At 34.7% G+C, this 19,740-nt stretch carries 20 protein-coding genes; 6 read left to right on the top strand and 14 right to left on the bottom strand.

What is annotated here, in order from left to right:
* Window positions 1–77 precede the first annotated feature (77 nt).
* The gene (locus CES88_RS09200) at window positions 78–551 is read left to right on the top strand and encodes a hypothetical protein (RefSeq protein WP_290733623.1); all 474 of its coding nucleotides are present in this window, start codon (window positions 78–80) and stop codon (window positions 549–551) included.
* 13 nt (window positions 552–564) lie between these two features.
* The gene (gene lon / locus CES88_RS09205; RefSeq protein WP_290733625.1) at window positions 565–3,057 is read left to right on the top strand and encodes an endopeptidase La; all 2,493 of its coding nucleotides are present in this window, start codon (window positions 565–567) and stop codon (window positions 3,055–3,057) included.
* A gap of 48 nt (window positions 3,058–3,105) precedes the next feature.
* Here lon and rpoZ read toward each other — a convergent pair whose 3' ends face one another.
* Both rpoZ and CES88_RS09215 read right to left on the bottom strand, forming a co-directional pair.
* Window positions 3,106–3,318, bottom strand: a complete 213-nt coding sequence (gene rpoZ, locus CES88_RS09210) for a DNA-directed RNA polymerase subunit omega (protein ID WP_290733626.1) — start codon at window positions 3,316–3,318, stop codon at window positions 3,106–3,108.
* Between the two features lie 72 nt (window positions 3,319–3,390).
* Window positions 3,391–5,211 carry a long-chain fatty acid--CoA ligase gene (locus CES88_RS09215; protein ID WP_290733629.1) on the bottom strand — a complete coding sequence of 607 codons (1,821 nt, stop codon included), beginning with the start codon at window positions 5,209–5,211 and terminating at the stop codon, window positions 3,391–3,393.
* A 108-nt stretch (window positions 5,212–5,319) separates the two neighbouring features.
* Between CES88_RS09215 and CES88_RS09220 the strand changes: the two genes are divergently transcribed.
* Both CES88_RS09220 and CES88_RS09225 read left to right on the top strand, forming a co-directional pair.
* Entirely contained in the window at window positions 5,320–5,571 is a 252-nt protein-coding gene (locus CES88_RS09220; RefSeq protein WP_290733631.1) for a hypothetical protein, read from the top strand.
* 31 nt (window positions 5,572–5,602) lie between these two features.
* Window positions 5,603–5,854 carry a hypothetical protein gene (locus CES88_RS09225; protein ID WP_290733633.1) on the top strand — a complete coding sequence of 84 codons (252 nt, stop codon included), beginning with the start codon at window positions 5,603–5,605 and terminating at the stop codon, window positions 5,852–5,854.
* On the opposite strand, the gene CES88_RS09230 is transcribed toward CES88_RS09225, so the two are convergent.
* The 5 genes from CES88_RS09230 to CES88_RS09250 all read right to left on the bottom strand — a co-directional run bounded on the left by CES88_RS09230 (window position 5,847) and on the right by CES88_RS09250 (window position 10,609).
* A complete protein-coding gene (locus CES88_RS09230) occupies window positions 5,847–6,248 on the bottom strand; it encodes a hypothetical protein (protein WP_290733635.1) in 402 nt (133 codons plus the stop codon). The genes CES88_RS09225 and CES88_RS09230 overlap by 8 nt on opposite strands.
* A gap of 160 nt (window positions 6,249–6,408) precedes the next feature.
* Window positions 6,409–8,133, bottom strand: coding sequence for an ABC transporter substrate-binding protein (locus CES88_RS09235; protein ID WP_290733637.1), 1,725 nt, complete (start codon window positions 8,131–8,133; stop codon window positions 6,409–6,411).
* 64 nt (window positions 8,134–8,197) lie between these two features.
* Complete coding sequence (locus CES88_RS09240; protein WP_290733639.1) at window positions 8,198–8,695, bottom strand: RecX family transcriptional regulator; 498 nt, start codon at window positions 8,693–8,695, stop codon at window positions 8,198–8,200.
* 54 nt (window positions 8,696–8,749) lie between these two features.
* On the bottom strand, window positions 8,750–9,877 hold the full coding sequence (gene recA / locus CES88_RS09245; protein ID WP_290733641.1) for a recombinase RecA: 1,128 nt from the start codon (window positions 9,875–9,877) through the stop codon (window positions 8,750–8,752).
* 243 nt (window positions 9,878–10,120) lie between these two features.
* Window positions 10,121–10,609: a phosphatidylglycerophosphatase A gene (locus CES88_RS09250; RefSeq protein ID WP_290733643.1), complete on the bottom strand. Its 489-nt coding sequence runs from the start codon at window positions 10,607–10,609 to the stop codon at window positions 10,121–10,123.
* Between the two features lie 43 nt (window positions 10,610–10,652).
* Here CES88_RS09250 and CES88_RS09255 point away from each other — a divergent pair, with 43 nt between their 5' ends.
* Complete coding sequence (locus CES88_RS09255; protein ID WP_290733645.1) at window positions 10,653–11,879, top strand: TIGR04552 family protein; 1,227 nt, start codon at window positions 10,653–10,655, stop codon at window positions 11,877–11,879.
* Here the strand turns inward: CES88_RS09255 and CES88_RS09260 are convergent.
* From CES88_RS09260 to CES88_RS09285, 6 genes are read right to left on the bottom strand one after another with little or no spacing between them, the layout of a single operon-like run.
* The gene (locus CES88_RS09260; RefSeq protein ID WP_290733647.1) at window positions 11,876–12,760 is read right to left on the bottom strand and encodes an alpha/beta hydrolase; all 885 of its coding nucleotides are present in this window, start codon (window positions 12,758–12,760) and stop codon (window positions 11,876–11,878) included. The genes CES88_RS09255 and CES88_RS09260 overlap by 4 nt on opposite strands.
* Window positions 12,750–13,175 (bottom strand): hypothetical protein, encoded by a 426-nt coding sequence (locus CES88_RS09265; protein WP_290733649.1) that lies wholly within the window; start codon window positions 13,173–13,175, stop codon window positions 12,750–12,752. The genes CES88_RS09260 and CES88_RS09265 overlap by 11 nt, the downstream gene beginning before the upstream one ends.
* A 28-nt stretch (window positions 13,176–13,203) precedes the next feature.
* Window positions 13,204–15,345, bottom strand: a complete 2,142-nt coding sequence (locus CES88_RS09270; protein WP_290733651.1) for an ATP-dependent DNA helicase RecG — start codon at window positions 15,343–15,345, stop codon at window positions 13,204–13,206.
* Window positions 15,317–15,793 (bottom strand): transcription elongation factor GreA, encoded by a 477-nt coding sequence (greA, locus tag CES88_RS09275; protein WP_290733653.1) that lies wholly within the window; start codon window positions 15,791–15,793, stop codon window positions 15,317–15,319. Before greA ends, CES88_RS09270 begins: the two co-directional genes overlap by 29 nt.
* A 9-nt stretch (window positions 15,794–15,802) precedes the next feature.
* Window positions 15,803–16,102 (bottom strand): hypothetical protein, encoded by a 300-nt coding sequence (locus CES88_RS09280; RefSeq protein ID WP_290733655.1) that lies wholly within the window; start codon window positions 16,100–16,102, stop codon window positions 15,803–15,805.
* Window positions 16,102–16,401: a hypothetical protein gene (locus CES88_RS09285; RefSeq protein ID WP_290733657.1), complete on the bottom strand. Its 300-nt coding sequence runs from the start codon at window positions 16,399–16,401 to the stop codon at window positions 16,102–16,104. The genes CES88_RS09280 and CES88_RS09285 overlap by 1 nt, the downstream gene beginning before the upstream one ends.
* A 325-nt stretch (window positions 16,402–16,726) precedes the next feature.
* Here CES88_RS09285 and CES88_RS09290 point away from each other — a divergent pair, with 325 nt between their 5' ends.
* The gene (locus CES88_RS09290) at window positions 16,727–18,445 is read left to right on the top strand and encodes an AarF/UbiB family protein (protein ID WP_290733658.1); all 1,719 of its coding nucleotides are present in this window, start codon (window positions 16,727–16,729) and stop codon (window positions 18,443–18,445) included.
* On the opposite strand, the gene CES88_RS09295 is transcribed toward CES88_RS09290, so the two are convergent.
* Entirely contained in the window at window positions 18,446–19,474 is a 1,029-nt protein-coding gene (locus CES88_RS09295; RefSeq protein WP_290733659.1) for a GNAT family N-acetyltransferase, read from the bottom strand.
* Between the last annotated feature and the right edge of the window lie 266 nt (window positions 19,475–19,740).

The following is a 19,740-nucleotide window of genomic DNA, read 5'->3' on the forward strand; positions in this document are numbered from 1 at the left end:
AAAATCACTTGGATTCCTGTAGTATAAGTATCATAATATTAATGTGTTAATGACTGATTTCATTAGGAAATTACATTATGAGAAAATGGATTTTTTCAATTTTATTTTTACTTCTAACTTTTAACTCTTTCTCTCAAGATCTTATGGGTGAAAGAATTAGGCGCGTCTCCGGTTCTAAAAAGTCTGTCTACTTTGATAGTGGTATCTTTCACAATGGTGGCCCAAAGAGAAAGTCAGGACTTAAGGCCGTTCGGCATTCGTATACTGATAAGAAAGGCTATGAGAGAGTAGTTTTTGATTTTACTTCAAAAGAAATTCCAAGAGTGTATGGAAATATATCTTCCGGGGAAAAGAAGTTGTATATTGATTTATTTGATACAGACTTAGGTTCTAACATGGGATCTTTTGGTAAGAGTAAGTTTATAGACGAAATAAAATTCTTTCCCATCAGCAAAGATTCTCTATCTATAGAAATTACATTTAATAAAATTGTAAATGTAGATATTTTCTATCTGAATTCTCCAGGTAGACTAGTATTTGATATTAAATAATTAAGGAGACGTCATGTCAGATCATGAAAGTGATTATCAGGTCGAAATCAGACCTAGCGATATGGATGAAGCGACTTTTCCAGAGTCGGTAGTCATTATTCCAATAATGAATAGTCCAATTTTTCCAGGAATGATCGCACCGATTATTCTAACTGAAGATAAATTTACACCAGAACTTGATGAGCAGCTTTTAAAAACAGGTTACATTGCATTAAACCTTGTGAAGTCTGACTTAAAAGATGAGACTGGAGAATTCGTTCCTGAAGACGAGCTGGATTTAGAGTCGAGAGATATATCATCAAAAGATATCTATAAAGTTGGTGTGCTCTGTAAGGTTGTTAAAAAATTAAAACTTCCAGATGGATCTGTAAATATTCTTGTTCATGGAGTAAAGAGGTATAGGGCCTCAGGTATTTCTCAAGAAGCACCTCTTATTTTAACCAAGATTGATGTCTTTGAAGATATTCTCGAAGCTGATGAAGAGCTTGATGCTTACACACGATCGGTTATAAATCAGGTAAAAAAACTAAGTGAGATTAATCCATACTTTAATGAAGAGATGAAGCTTGCAATGCTGAATCCTCCATCTCCTGGAGCACTGGCAGATTTAGTAGCATTTGCAATTTCTCTAGATATTCCAGAAGCTCAAGATTTCTTAGAAACACTTGTTGTAAAAAAGAGATTTGCAAAGCTCCTCGTTTATTTAAAAAGAGAAAAAGATGTTGCAGATATCCAAAAGAAAATTTCTGATGAAGTTAACGATAAGGTTAATAAGTATCAAAGAGAATATTTCTTACGAGAACAGTTGAAGGTCATTAGATCTGAACTCGGAATGGATGAGGATGAGAAATCTCGTGATCTAAAGAAAATGAGAGAGCAAATTGAAGAAGCTGATCTTCCTGAGGATACAGTCAAGTCAATTAATGAAGAGCTTGACCGCTTGGAAGTAATTCCAGATTCATCTCCAGAATATAATGTTGCTAGAACTTATATTAATTGGATGCTTGATCTACCTTGGGATAAATCGACAGACGATAAAGTTGATATGCCAATGGCTGCAAAGATTTTAGAAAAAGATCATTATGGATTAGAAAAAGCTAAAGAAAGAATACTTGAGTTCTTAGCTGTTAGAAAATTAAAGCCTGGTTACGACGGGACAATTCTCTGTCTTGCGGGTCCTCCGGGGGTTGGTAAAACTTCACTTGGACGAAGTGTTGCTGAAGCTCTTGGAAGAAAGTTTTATAGATTTAGTCTTGGTGGTATGAGAGATGAGGCTGAGATTAAAGGGCATAGAAGAACTTATGTTGGTGCCATGCCTGGTCGTATTATACAGGCCCTTAAGAGAGTAGAAGTTAATAATCCAGTAATCATGCTTGATGAAATTGATAAGCTTGGGCAATCGTTTCAAGGGGATCCTGCTTCAGCATTATTAGAAGTTTTAGATCCAGAGCAAAACTCAACTTTCATTGATAACTACTTAGATATTCCATTTGATTTATCAAAAGTTTTATTTATTGCAACAGCAAATTATCTTGGAGATATCCCAGAACCACTCTTAGATAGAATGGAAGTAATTGAACTCAGTGGGTATACGATTGAGGAGAAAGTTTCAATTGCAAATAAGTGGGTAATTCCAAAGCAATTGAAGAAACATGGACTCTTAAAGGGGGACTTCTCTCTTTCTGCAACAGTACTTAAGAAATTAATTTCTGATTATGCTAGAGAGCCTGGTGTGAGAATTATGGAGCAATATGTGGCCAAGCTTTGTAGAAAAGCGGCCATGTTAAAAGTTTCGGCAAAGAGAAAGGCTAAGAAGTTTTCTCCAGGTGCGAGTGACTTAGAAAAGCTTGTTGGTCCAGCTCGTTATCAAAGTGATGTTGCCCAAAAGTCAGTTAAGCCTGGTGTAGTAACTGGTCTTGCATGGACTTCATTTGGAGGTGAGATTCTCTTTATAGAAACTCTTCCACTTGTAGGAAAAGGTGGCTTCAAGCTTACTGGTCAGCTTGGAGATGTCATGCATGAGTCAGCAAATCTTGCTTATAGCTATGTAAAGAAACTTCTTCAGCAAGAAATTGAAGAAGAGCTAAAAAAGAGCGGTAAGAAAAAGAAGAGATCCAAAGAGAGTGAGGAAGATGAAACTCCTGAGGATTACTTATCTGATCATGAGGTTCATTTGCACTTACCTGCGGGAGCAACTCCCAAAGATGGTCCAAGTGCAGGGATCACAATGGCCTTGGCCCTTTATAGTTTAGCAACGAATCAAAAAATTCGTCCACAGTTAGCAATGACTGGAGAGTTAAGTCTTACGGGTAAAGTTCTTCCTGTTGGTGGAATAAAAGAAAAAGTTCTTGGGGCTAAGAGAGCGGGAATCAAAGAAATAATTCTTCCAAAAGATTGTGAGAAGGATTTAATTGAAGTTCCAGATAGGCACAGAAAGGGACTTAAGTTCTATCCAGTAGAACATTTTGATGAAGTATTAAAAATTGCATTTAAAAAGAAGAGATAAAAAAAGGGAGCTACTAGCTCCCTTTTTTTATATGTGAATTTTTGTATTCTAGAATTCGTCAGAGTCGTACTCGCTTACAGGAGCATGTTTAACTTTTCCAGCAGCGATTTCTCTAAGAGCAGTAACAACTTCTTTGTTTTTGCTTCTTACAAGAGATTCAGAACCTTCTCTAAGTTGTTTAACTCTCTTAACGGCCAAGTGAACGAGCTCGTATCTGTTTTCAACTTTTTCCAAGCAATCTTCAATTGTAATTCTGGCCATATGTATCTCCGTTTTATTAAATATATGAATATTTCTAAATATGATAATTTTTTCTTAATGTCAAAAACTCTTCTAGTTATACATTGCATCAATCTCTTTATCAAACCTTTTTAATATTTCTTTCTTCTTTAATTTTAAAGAAGGAGTAATAAGCCCGCTCTCAGGTGTAAATTCTATTGGTGCAATGTAGAACTTCTTAATTGACTCAAAGCTAGCGAGGCCACCATTTACAGCTTCAATTTGCTCTTTGATTAAGTTAATAACCCCTTGATTCTTTGAAAGTTCTTCAAGTGTTACGTTTGGAGTAAGCTCAAGGGCCGGAAGAATTTCAAGAAATGACTCTTTTTCTATTCCAACAACTCCGCTAAGGAACTTTCTCTTATCCCCAATAACCATGAAGTGGGTAATATACTTTCGTATTTTGAGCAGATTTTCTATTTTTTGTGGTGCAACATTTTTTCCACCAGAAGTAATTATGATATCTTTCTTTCTATCTGTGATCTGGAGATATCCATTACTATTAAGTCTTCCGATATCTCCACTCTTAAACCAGCCGTCATTAAAAGATTTCTTAGTTTCTTCCTCATTTCTGTAATAACCACTAAATAGAGCAGAGGACTTAACAAGAATTTCACCATCATCATCGAATTTAAATTGTGTGTCTCCAAGTGGTAATCCAACTGTTCCTGCCATTTGCTTAGAGACTGGGTTTACGCAGCAGGGAGCTATGGTTTCTGTGAGACCGTAGCCTTCGAGAACTGTGAGATTAGCATTTCGTAGAAATTTAATTATATCAACACCTAGCGGAGCTCCTCCAGAAACGAAGAAGCGTATTTTGCCACCGAAGCGATTATAAATTTTAGAGAAGACCATTTGATATGCTAAATTTCTAGCGATGAGTATTTTACTTGGTGGAGATTGGTCTTTATCTAGATAATCAAAGTATTCTGTAGAAACATTTTCGGCCCACTGAAATAATTTCTTTTTAACTATTCCTTCACCTTCAATTGTTGCTTGTGTCTTTGCGTATATTTTTTCAAAAATTCTTGGAACTGAAATCATGACAGTTGGTTGTGCTAGCGTAATATTGTCGATGAGTTTATCAATGCTTTCGGCGTAAACATTCTCGATGCCAAGGGATAGATGTAGCATAGAGTCGCACCTTCCAAGAACATGGGAGAGTGGAAGAAAGGTTAGGAGTCGGTCAGCTTCATTTATATTGTGCCCGAGAGCCGATTTCACATTTTGAAGCATGGACCAAAAGGCATTGTGCCTAATCATTGCGCCTTTAGGCTGCCCTGTGGTTCCTGACGTGTAGACAATTGATGCAAGAGAATTATCTTGAACACTATCTATTAGTTCTTCTAACCTATTTGGTTTATCAAGGGTGATTAGCTTGCCTTTTTCAAGGAGTTCTTTATGAGTATAAATTTTGAAGTGTTTACTACATAATTGAATTAAGTCTTGATTCTTTATATCTTCTAGGATGACAAGAGACTTGATATTGCTCAATTCATCAATCACTTCGCAGACTTTCTTTAATTGTTTTTCATTGTCTAAAATGAGAAGGGAAGATTCAGAGTGATTTATAATATAGCTTATTTCGTCATCAGTGTAGGTTGGATAGATCGGTACAACTGTTGCGTTTAAGCAGAGGCACGACAGATCATAAATATTCCAAATGTAGGATGTGTCAGCGAGAATAGAAACTTTGTCGTTTGGTCTAAGTCCAATTTCTTCGAGTGCCGTAGTTATCTTTGAAATATACTCATAGTATTCATGTGTATTTAAAGTTGTAACCTTATTGTTCTTTATCCATCCAATAGCCTTTGATTGAGAGTTTGTTTTGTACTTATTAAAGAGTAGTGATGGAATATTTTTTTTAATTATCATTTATTAAATGTCCTCTAGAAACTATTTAGAAAAATCAGTTACTTATCAAATTAATTTATACTTCTAATTTTAATATATCTAAGGAGGAAAAGGAAATAGGAGAAAGTTTTGGATGAAATAATAGTTATTTCAATTTGTGAAAAGGCCATCAACAAAAAGAGACCTACTGGTTATGAATTTCACTTTAAGGGATACTTTAGAGGAGAGAGGATCAACAAAATAAATGTAAAGACACAGTGGAGTCTTTCGCTCGGAGAAGAGTATCTCTTACTGCTTTCTGTGGATAAGGTCATTTCAAATTGTCTAAACACTGAACTAATAAAGTCTACAGAGTTAAAAAAAATTAATTTTCCCAACTAGTAGTTATGTTATTATTGTTTAGGGAGTCTGTATGGAAATGACTATTGAAGAGCTGGCCTTAGGGGAAAGAAAATTCTTACATGAATTAAGTAATCAAATTGTTGTGGCACAAGGAATGAGTAATGTTGCTTTAAGGAATCTTCAGATTAGTGATGATCTTGATTCTCTGGACCCTAAGACTATTGATAAGCTTGAAAAATCAGTTAATGCTATTAATAAGATGATTATTTTGGTGAAAGAGCGTAGAGGAGTTCTACACTCTTTAAGTAGTAAGACTATTTAACTTTAACGTTAACCTTGTCTCCAATCATAAAACCGCCAATATCATATACTTTTAGATCTTTTCCAACATAGCTATCTTTTAAAGTCGCAATTGCTGTATCTTTTTCAGTATGAAGAACTTCTAGCTCTCCAATCTTTACTTGATATTGATAACGTTGTTTTGTTTCATATGGATCAAGTCTTGATATCGTTCTGTAAACATCGAGTGTTGTTCCCGAATCGAGTCCTTGTTCACTACCAATATTAACGTAGAAATTCTTATTTACGACTTCGTTCGTGTATCCCATAGGTAAATCTTGAACAATACTAAAAATAATAAAATCACGCGCAAATGCCATACTTGCGGTAAACATAAAAATTAATATAGCGATAATTTGCAGGTTTATCTTTTTCATTACAATTCCCAAGTAGCAGGTTAACCAAGGTTTTCTTGGTCATACTTACTAATCGTAAGAAAAACTCATAAACTAAAATGCTCAGGAGTTTTGATGGAATTGTGGGAAGAATGGTGGAGTTTTTTACCTAGTTAGTATGTGAAAGGGGCTACTTAGCCCCTTACTTTTGATTCAGTCTCAGGTATTTAAAGTTGTTATATATAAGATCTGAGTGGCGGTAATTATTAAGTCTTTCATGATAGAGAATATAGTTTCTTGAATAATACTGCATGACCCACGGTAAATCATGAACAATAATTCTTTCCATCTCTTTCATTATTTCAATTTTTTCTTCTCCATTTGGAAGAACTTTCATTTTATTAAACAATTTATCAAATTTTGCATTCGAGTAGAAAGTAGAGTTTGGGCCTGGTGCATGGTTCTTTGAAATTAAAAGTTGAAGAACATTTTCCGAATCTGGATAGTCTAATGCCCAACCATCTTGCCAGAATTGAAGTTTCCCCTGCCTCGCTTTTTCTAAAAAAGCAGGAAAATTATTAAGAGCAACTTGGACTTTAATCCCTACTTTTCCAAGCTCTGATTTAACGAAGTCTGCTTGTTGTCTATTGGTTGCACTAACTCCTCTTACATCATAGGTTAGGGTTGGTAGTCCTTTTCCATTTGGGTAGCCAGCTTTCTTTAAAAACTCTTTTGCCTTTTCCATATTGTATTCATATGGAAGCTGTGATGAAGGATCATATCCAGGAATACCCGGAGGGTAGATAGAGTTAGATTTTTGACCGATATTATTCGTGAATACTTTTATATATCTCTCTACATCAATGGCGTGTGCAATTGCTTTTCTGAGATTTAGATTTTTTCCTAGGAGTGGGTCCTGCATGTTAAATGACAGCCACCAATATGTTAGAGTTGGAAAAATCTGCAATTTAATTTTTTCCTCCTGCAATTCCTTTGTTAAGTTCCCATTTGGATCAACTGCGGAGCTATAGTTATCTTTTGGAATAATAAGAAAATCAATCTTCTTCGCTTTAAAGTTTAACCATCTTGTTTGTGCTTCTTTGTAGACGTTATATTCAACCTTATCGATAAATGGAATCACCTTTCCAGAGTCTTTTAAGAGATTTCTACTGTTGGCTATTCGATCCCCTTGTCCAGGGTAGAAGGACTTTCTATATTGGTCATTTTTAACTAGTCTTAATTTTGTTGAAGAAACCCATGAGTCTAATTTAAAAGGTCCTGTTCCTATAATCTTATCATTAAGATTATTTTCATACATCTCAATGGCCTCGATAGGCATTGGTGAAGTAAAGCTCATTGCTAGAGTATAGAGCATTTGAGGATAAGCTTCGTTAAGCTCAATTACTAACGTCTGATCGTCTATAGCCTTTAAGCCTTCAATATTTGTTCCCTTAAACTTTAAAAAATCTCTTCCTACAGTTTCACGAAATTTATTCAATCCTTTTATTTTCTGATCAAATAACCACCAACCATTACTATTTGTTGGTAAGAAAGCTAGTCTCTTAATTTGATTTATAAAATCTTCTGCCTTAACAAAACGTGGATTTCCTTTAAATGCAGGATCATCGTGGTATTTAATTCCTTTTTTTATTTTAATTGTGTATTTCTTCCCATTATTTTCAACTAAGGGAAGACTTTCAGCTAAAAGTGGTTGAAGAGTGTAAGGGCGTTTTAAGTAGTGATATTCAAATAATTGCTCGTATCCTTGATAGACAATAGACGCAGATATTGTATCGTAACTATTAGCTGGATCTAGAGTTGAGATTTCTCCAGAAATAGAGACATTTAAAGTATTAGAGTCATCTTTCTTCTTACATGAAAAAATTAATAAAGCCGATATCAGTATTAGTAACTTTGCAAAATTCATAATAATCCTTGGTTCATTAGAAATTTAACATAAATAATTTTGAGTGTGAACTTTGTTTAGTGGATCATTTTGATTTGAGACTAATTAACTCGTCAAATAAGAACTTTATTTCTTCTAAATCGTGACCCTTTGTTAAGATATAGCGTATTAGCTTAAATCTTAGCTGGTCCATTCTTTCTTGGTCTTTCTCAAAGTCAATTGAGCGCATTTTTTTAGAGAGAAGAGTTAGGATTTGATCTCTTGTTGTAACTTTATATTCTTTGAAAACCTCGTTAATCTCTTCGATTGTAATTTGAATATGCTCTTCTTCTAATTTTGTTTGAATAAAACTTGGATGAAGACCTTTATGTATCAATCCCTTTACCTTTGCAGTGGTATAGGTCTCTTCCTTTAAATAACCTTTTTCGATAATTTCATCAACGGCGTCTTGGATATGTTCCTCGTCGTAACCTCTTGTCTTTAATTTAAGTTGAAGTTTATGTTTTGAATAATCTCTTTTTGTGAGTAGCTTTATAGCGTAGAGATAGGCTGTTTTTTGAGTAGAGAGTTCTTGATCTTTCATAGTCTAAAAATCAAGGGCCAGATATTCATCTGGGCCCTGATTGTGTGATAGAAGTTATTGAATTACTTTTTCTGCTTTCTTTGATTTCTTTACTTTCTTTTCAACTGGGGCATCTTCTAGAATTTCACCAGTTGCTTCATCGATAATCTCTTCTTCCATTGCAATAAGACCATTCTTTGCGAGTACTTTATTTTTAATTTCTTCAAAGATTTCGGCATTCTCACTTAAGTATGTTTTTGAGTTTTCTCTACCTTGTCCAATCTTTGCATTATTATAAGAGAACCAAGCTCCGGCTTTTTCTACAACACCATGTTCAACAGCTAGGTCTAGAACATCTCCAGTCTTAGATATTCCTTCTCCATACATAATATCAAATTCAATTTGCTTAAATGGTGGAGCTACTTTATTTTTTACAATCTTTACTCTTGTTCTGTTACCAACGACTTGGTCACCATTTTTAATTGCACCAATTCTTCTAATATCAATTCTTACTGATGCGTAGAACTTAAGTGCATTACCACCTGTCGTTGTTTCAGGATTTCCAAACATAACACCAATTTTCATTCTTAATTGATTAATGAAAATTACTGTTGTGTTTGACCTTGAAATTGAACCCGTTAACTTTCTTAGAGCTTGGGACATAAGTCTTGCTTGAAGACCCATGTGAGAATCTCCCATGTCACCTTCAAGTTCAGCCCTTGGAGTTAGAGCAGCTACGGAGTCGACTATTAGTAGGTCAACGGCTCCAGAACGAACAAGCATATCAGCTATTTCTAAAGCTTGTTCACCTGAGTCTGGTTGAGATATAAGTGTGTTGGGAACGTCGACCCCAAGCTTCTCGGCATAATATGTATCTAAAGCATGTTCAGCATCAATGAAAGCAACTGTTCCACCAGCTTTTTGGCATTCAGCTGCCGCATGTAATGTAAGAGTTGTTTTACCAGAAGATTCTGGACCATATACTTCAATAATTCTTCCTTGAGGGATTCCACCAACACCTAGAGCAAGGTCAAGTCCAAGACATCCAGTAGAAATAGCAGGTACTTTTTCTAATTTAGTTCCAGCATCTAATTTCATGATTGCACCTTTACCAAATTGTTTTTCAATAGTGGCTAGGGCCAGGTCGAGCGCTTTAGTCTTGTTCGCATCAGTTGATGGTGTGTTTGTTGTTTTTGAAGCCATTTTTTCTTACTCCTGCATTAATTATTGAAATGTGTGATTACGTAACGCTATCACTTCTATTATCGTTAAGCACGACGAAACTTGTGCAAAAAAATTCTCTTTATTGAAATTCAAGTGCTTGTAATTAATGATTTTAATACAGACACATTCCAATATGTTCCAAACTTATTGATCAGTTTATATATTCTATTGTTTGCGTAAGTGGTGCGTAAGTCAAGAACAAAATGCGTAAGTTGCGTAAGTTTAAATGATGCCGAGCGAATTAATGGCTAAGTAGCTGAATCCTGCAAAAAAGCCGCTGATAATATCATCTAAAATAGTCCCTGCTCCATGTTTTACTTTCTTGTCGAAATAGCTTGCGGGCCATATTTTCACAATATCAAAGAATCGAAACAGAGCGAAAATTACTATATAATGTACTACCGATTGGTTTTGCAGAAAAAGCCAAGTTGTTGCGATGCCTAGGGATTCATCAATTACAATCCAAGAAGGATCATGTAGGTTGTAGGTTCTTTGAGTGAAGTCAGCTACGAAACATGCTCCAGCTGTCGCTATAACAAGAAATGGAATGTACATAAAGAATGGAGCGCCAAGAGTTCCAAGTCCGTAAAGGAAAGGCATAGTCACAAGAGTGCCAAATGTTCCTGGGGCCCAAGGAAAAAAGCCTGAACCAAATACTGAGAGGAATAAAATATCTATGTTTTTGACACTAGGCTTATTTTTTTCTGACATGAGTTCATGGTATTTTATTTTACACTTTAAGGAAATAGATTAAATGGTAAGACCAGATTATTTATCAAATTATATGTTCGATTGGGAAATCCTAGACGTAGTTGTTGGTGGAAGATCAGCGCTCGATTCTAAGTTCTTTGTATCTCCACTAATGGGCTCTGAGCAGGTAAACCAGTTTTTGAAAGGATATGGGCTTGATCCTAATGATCCTGTTAGTAAGGCAGAGCTATTTGGTAACTTCCAAGAGGCAATGCAGTTTGTAAGAAGATACTTTTTAAAAGAAGGCAATAATGAAGGCCTCGATTTAAAAATTCCAAACTCTCTTTACATGATCACCGATGTGGGTGAGCTTCTAACAATGGCAACTGGTCAGAAGGAAGGCATAGAGAGAGAAGATGAACTTTGGGCAGAAATAATTCTAAAAGTGATGCACACAATTCTTCATGTTGATAAAGATTTAAGATCAACTTATTTTTCTGTCATACAAACACAGATATTTGATAAATTTTATAAATATATTTCAAGGGACGCAGATAGCCTCTATCTTTCCAATGGTGTTGAGAAAATAAAGTTAGTCGATTTTGAAACGAAATCTAAGAAAGCTAGAGAGAGTGTAATTATTAAACTCCTCCATAAAGTTGAAAATGTTGCAGAAGAACTTTTTGATAGAGTCGGTGTTCGCTTCATTACAGAAACAAAGTTTGACGCCTTGAGAGTTGTTAATTTTCTTGTTAGAGAAAATATTATTATTCCACATAATATAAAGCCAAGTAGATCAATCAACACACTCGTTAATTTACAAGAATTAAAAGAAAAATATCAAAATATAATTAAAATGAGTCTGCGTAATGATCTTGCTGAAGATAGATTTATTAATGCAATTGAAAGAGAGATTGCTGAGAGTGAGTCATCAATTGATCAAGATAGAAATAAACATACTTCTAAAAAATATAAGGCCATTCAATTTACTTGTAGGCAGTTAATCAAATATAAGAATCCTTTCTTTAAAGAATTTAGTGCTGTGAGAAAAGCTGCTAAAGAAGATAAAGAGAGTGAGCTTGCAAAGAGTATAATGAACTTAGACTTATCTATGATCGCTCGTGATGTGAGGTTCTTCTATCCTTTTGAAGTGCAAATTGCAGACCTCAAGTCGCATAAGGAAAACACTGAAGGGGAAGCCTCTCATGCTGAATACAAGAAAGCGCAAACGCGATCGGCAATGAAGAGAGTTTTTGGGAGCTTAATTAAATATAAGAATTTAGAGGCCTAGGCTCTCTTTATAAAAGCTTCTATCCGCGAGTTAGTCAGTTCTGGAAAATCTATTTGAGGGACATGGCTTCCATCTTTTAAAATATATAATTTAGAGTTCGGTAAGTATTGGTGAAGTATCCTCTGCAAATAGTTTGGAATAACTTTGTCTGAATCTCCTCCTATAATAAGTGTTGGTGTGAGGATATTCTCAAGTGATGAAATAATATCGTGCTCTTTCATCTGTTCCAAAAGGTGAAAGAAAATATCCTTTGGAAGCTCACTTATTTTCTTCATATATACTTGGACAAATGAGTCTTCTACTTTCTTAGTATTAAATCCACCGTCGAGAACAATCTTTCTCGCAATTGGATTTTTATAAGAGTTCTTCCATATAAACTCAAATATTCTTGGTCTAGTCTTTGCAAATTTCTGTAGGAAAGGTGAGGCAACATCAACAACATTTGAGTCGAACATAATATCCTGAGGAGGAAGTACTGTCCCTGAAATTAAAATTGATTTATAAATTGCATTTGGATAATTTTTAGCAAATTCAAGAGTGACATTCACTCCCATACTATGACCTATCATAATTGGTTTAGTTATTGTAAGTATGTCGAGAACACCTTTTAGATCGGAGGTTATATTCTTAAAGGTACAACTTTCAATTTGATCTTGCCCGGAAGAGCTGTAGTGTGCACGGTAATCATGTATAAGAATCTTATATCCTAAATCGTCAAAATATTTTTCTTGAGGAGTGAAGTGACTTCTATTGCAAACAAGTCCGTAGTTAAAAACAATAACTTCTTCATCTAAAGCTAGCTCCTCTCTCTTAAAGTTTGTAAGATAGAATATTCGAGTGCCGTCTTGAGCGTAATAGTAGTCAGGGAATTCATTTTTCATGATATTTTAGCTTCTCGAGATGAATAAATTCTTGCTCAATATAGATTAATATTTGTTCAATTTCCGGAGATTCTTCAATTCTCTTCTTGTATAGATTGTCGATGTCTGTCATTGGGTCTATATGACTATATTCAAATGCAGAAATTTTGAAATGAAATTCCTTACATCTTAATTCATCGCCTATGTTAAGAGATTTTTTGCCGGATATTTTCTTTCCATTTATATTGTAAAAAACTCCGGCGACAATATTTTCAATGTATAACTTATCTCTTTCAACAGAAAGTTTAAAGTTATCAAAAGAGGGGTCTGTTAGATTATATTTACTAGATTTTCCAAATAAGAAAATATTACCATAGTTCTTATGGTGGCCTAGAAGATAGGGATTAATCGAATTTAATACTTCTATTTTAATCATGAATCTATTTTAACAAATAATAGAAGGGCTATACAGTAGAAAATACCTTAGCATCTTTTGCCAATTGATCTAGCTTTTGGTCGATGATTGTACTTTTTTGCTTAAGTATTGTGAGAGCATCTTCTCGAGCTTGTTGTAGAAGAGGAAAGTCTGTAATAATATTTGCAATTCTCTTATTGTTTGAGCTTCCGGATTGATCCTTACCAAAAATATCGCCAGCACCTCTTATTTTTAAATCTTCTTCAGCAATTTTAAACCCATCAAGATTATTTTCAATTACCTTGAGTCTGTTATTACTTTCTGCTGAAATACGACTATCAATAACTAGAAAACAAAATCCTGGCTTGTCACCTCTTCCCACTCGGCCACGAAGCTGATGTAGTGAACTTAGTCCAAATCTCTCTGGGTTCATAATGGCCATAATCGTTGAATTAATAATATTAATTCCTACTTCGATAACACTAGTTGCAATCAAAATCTTAATATCTCTATCTTTAAAAGATTTGATGATATCATTTTTCTCTTGAGACTTTTGTTGTCCATGAAGACCTTGAATATTAAAGTTTGGAAAAAATGTCTTAAACCTTTGAAGAACATCCTCTAGATTTAACATATCTTGTGCGGGGTTATCAGTGATGGCGGGGACGACAATATAGGCCTGCTCTCCCATTTCAACTCGCGTTTTAACAAAGCTTAAAAACTTTCCAAAGTTTTCGGGCTGTACGATACGTGTCTTACATCCCTTTCTTCCACTTGGAAGAGTTGTTATTGTTGATATATTCAAGTCTCCAAATTGAGTCATGCTAAGACTTCGAGGAATTGGAGTCGCAGACATTATTAAACAGTGTGAGCCAAGACCTTTCTTTACTAATTTTAGCCTTTGTTCAACACCAAACTTATGTTGTTCATCTATTATTGCGAGACCAAGGTTTTTAAAGTTAATCGAGTCTTGAATAAGAGAGTGGGTTCCGATAATGAATTGAGATTCACCTGTACTACATTTTTGAAGAACCTCACTTTTCTTTTTAGGAGTGAGTGATCCAATAAGCAGAGAAACCTCAAACCCCATAGTGTCGCAGTAGCTTTTTACTTCTTGGTAATGTTGGACAGAGAGTGCTTCTGTAGGGCACATCAATGCAACTTGGTAGCCTGACTCAATTGCAATAAGGCCAGCGGTAATTGCGACAGATGTTTTTCCACATCCAACATCTCCTTGTAGAAGTCGCATCATTGGCTTTCCAGATTGAAAATCAATACTAATTTCTTTTAAGACTTTCTCTTGATCTACTGTTAGGTCATAAGGGTAAATAGAGGAGTACTTCTTTAGAGTGCTGTCGCTACACTTTATTTCAAGACCTTTTGGTCTTAGGTTTTCTTTTCTTCGTAAATGAATTTTAAATTGTTCCTCTAGAAACTCTTCGTAAATAAGTCTTTTACGAGCTTCTTCATAGAGTCCTAAATTCCACTCTTTTAGCAGTAGAGACTTTCCATGTATTAGTAAGAATGATTCTCTTAAGTTTAAGAGTTTTCTACTTTGTATTAAGTCTTTGGGAAGAATATCTTGAATGTTTTCCCAAAGAGTATCGGGAATTTTGTCTATAATATTTTTGATATTTGTCGAATTAACACCATTGGTAGTCGGATATTGTATCTTTAATTCTGGAAGTAACTCGTCCTTTTCTTCAGTGGAGGGAAGGCTTTCTTCCAAGTAGCTTTCAAAGTCTGGATTAATAATTTGTTTACTATCTTGATAGATTTGAACTTTTCCTGTGAACTTTATAAAGAGTAGTTTTTGAATATTTTGAGATAAAGAAGGGTAGGCATTAAACCATTTTAGCTCAATGATATTCTTTGATAAATGATCTTGCACAAGAGCTGTAATATTTAATAGCTGCGCTCTATTTTTTCCTTTTCCATGAAAGCTTGGTAGGGATCTAACTGAGAGAACTTTTGCTATTCCGGTAAAGAGGCATTCTTCATAAGCGTGTTCAAAATTCTTTATAACTGGTGTTGGCAATATTCGAAGCGGGAGTAACCAAAGTAGAGAGTTAAGGGTAGAGTAGCCAGAGTCAATTAATGCTTGAATGCTCTTAGATGGACCTTTGTGAGAAAGGTCCAAGAGGCTTGAGTTCCAGGAAAGTTTAGATGTATTCGAAGGACTCGACTTCATATTCTATGTCGCCTTTGGGTGCCCTAACAATAACAGTGTCACCCTCTTCTTTACCAATAATTGCCTTACCTAGTGGAGACTTATATGAAATTTTTCCTTCCTTCATATTTGATTCAATTTCACCAACAATTTTATAAACAACGGTTTCGTCTTTTTCTACATCTAATAACGTAACAGTAGCACCAAATACAACTTTATCAGTTGAAACTTCTTTTGGATCAATAACTTGAGCACTTGCAATCACCCCTTGAAGTTGCATAATTCTTCCTTCAAGTACTGATTGCTTTTCTTTTGCTGCATGATATTCTGCGTTTTCTTTTAAATCACCCAAATCTCTAGCGTCAGAAATGATAACTTTGAGCTCCTCTCTTTCAACTCTAATTAGCTGATCGAGCTCTGCTTGAACTTTGTCATATCCTTCTTTTGTAATTGGTGTATCGTTATTCATAGTTAACCCTTAATTTTTAAATAGTGAATTAGCAGCACTTAATAAATCATCTTTATCGTTTCCGCCAGTACCATTTCCTTTTAAAATGAAATAGTCACAGAAGTTTGCTTTATTTTTTTCTACAATACGGTCAGCACTAGTTTCTCGGCACTCATTATAAGCTGTTTTATCATAGAATCCACACATTCTACAGCAATGCACACTGGCATAGCAATATGGGCACTCTTCACTTCTGAGAACTCTAGCGTTTTGTTCAAGTTCTAAGCTTTTGTTACATGAATGGCAGTTAATAGTATTTTCTTGAACCATTAGAAGCTCCAGTTTTTCTCAAAATATACCGTTTTATAGCTTTTACTCTTCTCATTGCCTAGACTTGTTTGGTTATATTCTATCTGAGGTAAGTTCCTCTTGTTATATTCAAGAATTGCTCTATCTAAGTTCTTTTCGTTAGAAGATTCAAACGTTCTCGCCATTAGAAAATTGACAACAATTGAAGTTATTCCACCGATTAGTAATGTTTTCTTATTACTTCCTGTTGAATTTACAAAAAAGCTTGAAATAATCATTGTCGTACCAATTGTTCCGAGAGCAGCGTTGTGCCATTTCACTTTAGTACCATCTTGATACTTCTCTAGGAAGTCTGAGGCTACCTTATCCTTTTCAAGATAGTGACGTAGGCCTTCTCCTTTTTGCGTTGAGTTCGAATCAATTAGAACTTCTTGCTGATTAATGGTGGCAGTTCTTGAGCACGTATCTTGGGCAAAAATATTTGCAAAAGTGAAAATAAATATAAATATGACTTTGATTGTTTTAATCGGTTACTCCTAAAATAGTTCCTTAAATTCTAGCTTAATTTCCCTTCTTTTTAAATAGACATCGGTGGGAGGCTTTTGCCCGTTATTTGTGTAGTGTGTAATGAGTTAAGATAAGTCTATGGATTTAATTAAAACAGGCATTGGAATTACAAAGACATTTCGAAATGTTTCTCGTTTGAGAGAAATTGTTCTCATATTTGCGAGGCATGGTTTTGATGAATTCATATCAGGCTCTATCACGCAGCTAATCCCCAATTTTGTACTACCTAGAAGTAAGAAAAGCATAAAGAAGGAGCTGGAAGAGCAGGGACATAAAGACTGGGGGGATCTTCTTGGTTTTAGGCTTAGAAAGTGTTTTGAGGAACTTGGGCCGGCCTTCGTAAAGTTTGGCCAACTGCTCTCGTCTAGAGAAGATATATTTGATGAATCATTTATTTCTCAAATGAAAATTCTTCGCGACCAAGTAAAGCCGGTTCCATTTGATGAGTCAGTTAAAATTATCAATGAGAGTTTAGGTGAGCCATGGAAGAATGTTTTCACAGAGATAAACCCTCACCCTATTGGGACAGCTTCTATTGGGGTTGTTTATAAGGGAAAACTCTTAGATGGAACAAAAGTTGTTTTAAAAGTTCAAAGACCTAATATTAAAAAAGAGATGATAACAGATTTTTCAATTATGAGCTTCGTTTCTACTCAGATTGAAAAAGTTAGTGATGAAATTCGCTTCTTGGGAATCTCTAGAATAGTAAAAGACTTTTCAATTTCTCTCCAGAACGAGCTTAATTTTAATATCGAAGCGCTTAATAGTGAAAAGTTGAAAAAGAATTTAAAGAATCATGATGCTGAAGAGCTATTTTACATTCCTAAGGTTTATAAGGAAATAAGTTCGGAGAAAGTTTTAGTCATGGAGCTTCTAGATGGAACTCCTTTTAGTGAAGCAGAACATATTGAAGGTTTGGTTGAAAATATAGCACCACTCCTTCAAAAGGGTCTAAACACATTTATTAAAACATTCTTAACTGATGGATTCTTTCACGCTGATCTTCATGGTGGAAACTTCTTCTATTTGGAAAATGGAAAGATTGGATTGATTGATTTTGGCCTGATGGGGCACTTAAGTAAAAAGGGACGCGAAAACTTTATCGCCATAATTTATGCTCTTCTAACTTTTAATTATGAAAATCTGGTCTACGAGTTCTTAGATGTCGCTGAATATGAATCAATTCCTGATATTGATGAACTGACTTCAGATATTAGAGATGCTCTCTCTCCCTTTGTTGGGCTCACTGTTCAGCAAACAAATTTCACCGTTGTTTTAAGAGAAGTCATAACGACACTTCGAAAACATGAAATTTTTCTCCCTAGAGAATGGTTTATTGTCTTTAGAGCTTTAATTACTTTAGATGGTGTTGGAAAGAGCTTAAATATGGATATAGATCTCTTTTCTCTTATGGAAAATGATATCTATAATATTGTAAAAGATAGTTTTAAAAAAGAAGATCTTATTGAAGAAGCGGTCTGGTTAGGGCGAGACTTTCTTTCAAGTTCAAAAGTTTTACCAAGACATATAAAGTGGTTCTTAAAAGATTTTTCTAAAAAAGGGTACGCCTTTGAGGTAATTCATAAAGGGCATGAAAAGCAATTCGATCAAGTGACTACAGCAATATTATTCTTAAGTCATTCTCTTCTTGCTTCGGTGTTCTTTGGATCGGGTGTATTTCTACTTGGTGAGCGTGTTATAAATCACTTTGTGGATATTCCAACTGTGACCTATATACTTTGGGTTATTGCCTTTGCTTTACTCATGAAGGGATTTAATCTTGCGCGAAAATTATAATTAAATAGAATCAAGCCCGGCGATATAAAAGTTGGGCATAATTTCTGAAAACTCTTCAATTGGGTTCGGCCCAAAGATTCCAGTTAAAAATTCTTCAACTTTAAAATCAAATTCAGCTTCTTTGTATTTTACAGTTATTTTATCTCCTTCAAGTTTGGAAATAGAAAGTTGGTTCTTTGTGAGATCACTTAGGAAAATTGAAAGTAGTTTAAAGTTAGAAATTCTAAGAAACGCTCCAAAGAAAATATCTTTCTTATTAAAAACTTTGTTGAAAGATTCTGGGAGCCATAGCTGATAATCGATAAAGTCATCTATGGCCTCAACGTATGATGCATTCTTTGTGACAAACTCGTGAATAATGCCGTTTAAATCATTTCCTTTGTCTTTTACAAAGTAAGAGACGATATTTTGATTCTTTCTTTTTATATATAATGATGCAGAGGAAATCTCTTTAATTTGATCCCAGTCACCTTCACTTCTTTCAAGAGTGAGAAGTTCCTGATCTTTGTAGAGAGTTTTTATTTCTTCAAATTCTTTTACATTAAGGTCTTTAAAGTTATGAATGGCCCAGCCGTTTGGAAGGTTTTCATTAAGTAATTTCTTTTTTCCAGTTTGAATAACACCGCCGGCTTCAAAGAAGTTAAATCTATTATAAAGAGGCTTAAGGTCTGACCATAAAAGAAGAAGTGAATTTTCTGCACTATAGATCTCTATAACTTTCTGAAAGAAAGGAGTGAAGTTTCCCTGCTGTTGGTATTTTTCATCTAGGGCAATGGCTCCAATAAGAGCGACTCTAGTGCTTGTATTTTTAAAGCTTAATATTCTTTCTTTAACAGCAATATGACCAATAACTTTATTGTCATCTATAAGGATGTGACAATGTTCGTGATTTAAAGGGCCCATTAGAGGATAGAAGTCGGTTAAAAATTTGTGATGAGTGGGATATTTAAATTCTCTCTCAATTAACATAAGAGTTTCTTCGAAGAAGTCGGGAAATTGAGCAAGTGTACTTTGAATAAATTTAGTCATACTAATATTTTAACTTTAATTTTATGAAAAATAATTTTATTTTTGCCTATTCTTTAGGCATATAGTCTTGGGTGAAGGCCTTGTTTGTAGCATTTTATCTGTCTAACCTCGCGTTTTTATTGGCTATGAGGCAAGGTTTGCCTGTCTAAAGATTAAACACTTTTTTCTAAAGAAAGAAGTTTATGCGTCGAAGAGACTCATGAAGGATATGTCACGGACGACATATTAGTTAGTAAAACGAGTTTACTGACACTCACATCAAGGAG

Source organism: Halobacteriovorax sp. JY17, assembly GCF_002753895.1.
Lineage (GTDB): Bacteria > Bdellovibrionota > Bacteriovoracia > Bacteriovoracales > Bacteriovoracaceae > Halobacteriovorax.

Coding starts and splice junctions, on each gene's coding strand:
- CES88_RS09215 (WP_290733629.1), bottom strand. CDS start 5,211: ATGATAATTAAAAAAAATATTCCATCACTACTCTTTAATAAGTACAAA.
- CES88_RS09200 (WP_290733623.1), top strand. CDS start 78: ATGAGAAAATGGATTTTTTCAATTTTATTTTTACTTCTAACTTTTAAC.
- rpoZ (WP_290733626.1), bottom strand. CDS start 3,318: ATGGCCAGAATTACAATTGAAGATTGCTTGGAAAAAGTTGAAAACAGA.
- CES88_RS09295 (WP_290733659.1), bottom strand. CDS start 19,474: ATGACTAAATTTATTCAAAGTACACTTGCTCAATTTCCCGACTTCTTC.
- CES88_RS09260 (WP_290733647.1), bottom strand. CDS start 12,760: ATGAAAAATGAATTCCCTGACTACTATTACGCTCAAGACGGCACTCGA.
- lon (WP_290733625.1), top strand. CDS start 565: ATGTCAGATCATGAAAGTGATTATCAGGTCGAAATCAGACCTAGCGAT.
- CES88_RS09255 (WP_290733645.1), top strand. CDS start 10,653: ATGGTAAGACCAGATTATTTATCAAATTATATGTTCGATTGGGAAATC.
- CES88_RS09265 (WP_290733649.1), bottom strand. CDS start 13,175: ATGATTAAAATAGAAGTATTAAATTCGATTAATCCCTATCTTCTAGGC.
- greA (WP_290733653.1), bottom strand. CDS start 15,793: ATGAATAACGATACACCAATTACAAAAGAAGGATATGACAAAGTTCAA.
- CES88_RS09250 (WP_290733643.1), bottom strand. CDS start 10,609: ATGTCAGAAAAAAATAAGCCTAGTGTCAAAAACATAGATATTTTATTC.
- CES88_RS09235 (WP_290733637.1), bottom strand. CDS start 8,133: ATGAATTTTGCAAAGTTACTAATACTGATATCGGCTTTATTAATTTTT.
- CES88_RS09280 (WP_290733655.1), bottom strand. CDS start 16,102: ATGGTTCAAGAAAATACTATTAACTGCCATTCATGTAACAAAAGCTTA.
- CES88_RS09290 (WP_290733658.1), top strand. CDS start 16,727: ATGGATTTAATTAAAACAGGCATTGGAATTACAAAGACATTTCGAAAT.
- recA (WP_290733641.1), bottom strand. CDS start 9,877: ATGGCTTCAAAAACAACAAACACACCATCAACTGATGCGAACAAGACT.
- CES88_RS09230 (WP_290733635.1), bottom strand. CDS start 6,248: ATGAAAAAGATAAACCTGCAAATTATCGCTATATTAATTTTTATGTTT.
- CES88_RS09270 (WP_290733651.1), bottom strand. CDS start 15,345: ATGAAGTCGAGTCCTTCGAATACATCTAAACTTTCCTGGAACTCAAGC.
- CES88_RS09225 (WP_290733633.1), top strand. CDS start 5,603: ATGGAAATGACTATTGAAGAGCTGGCCTTAGGGGAAAGAAAATTCTTA.
- CES88_RS09240 (WP_290733639.1), bottom strand. CDS start 8,695: ATGAAAGATCAAGAACTCTCTACTCAAAAAACAGCCTATCTCTACGCT.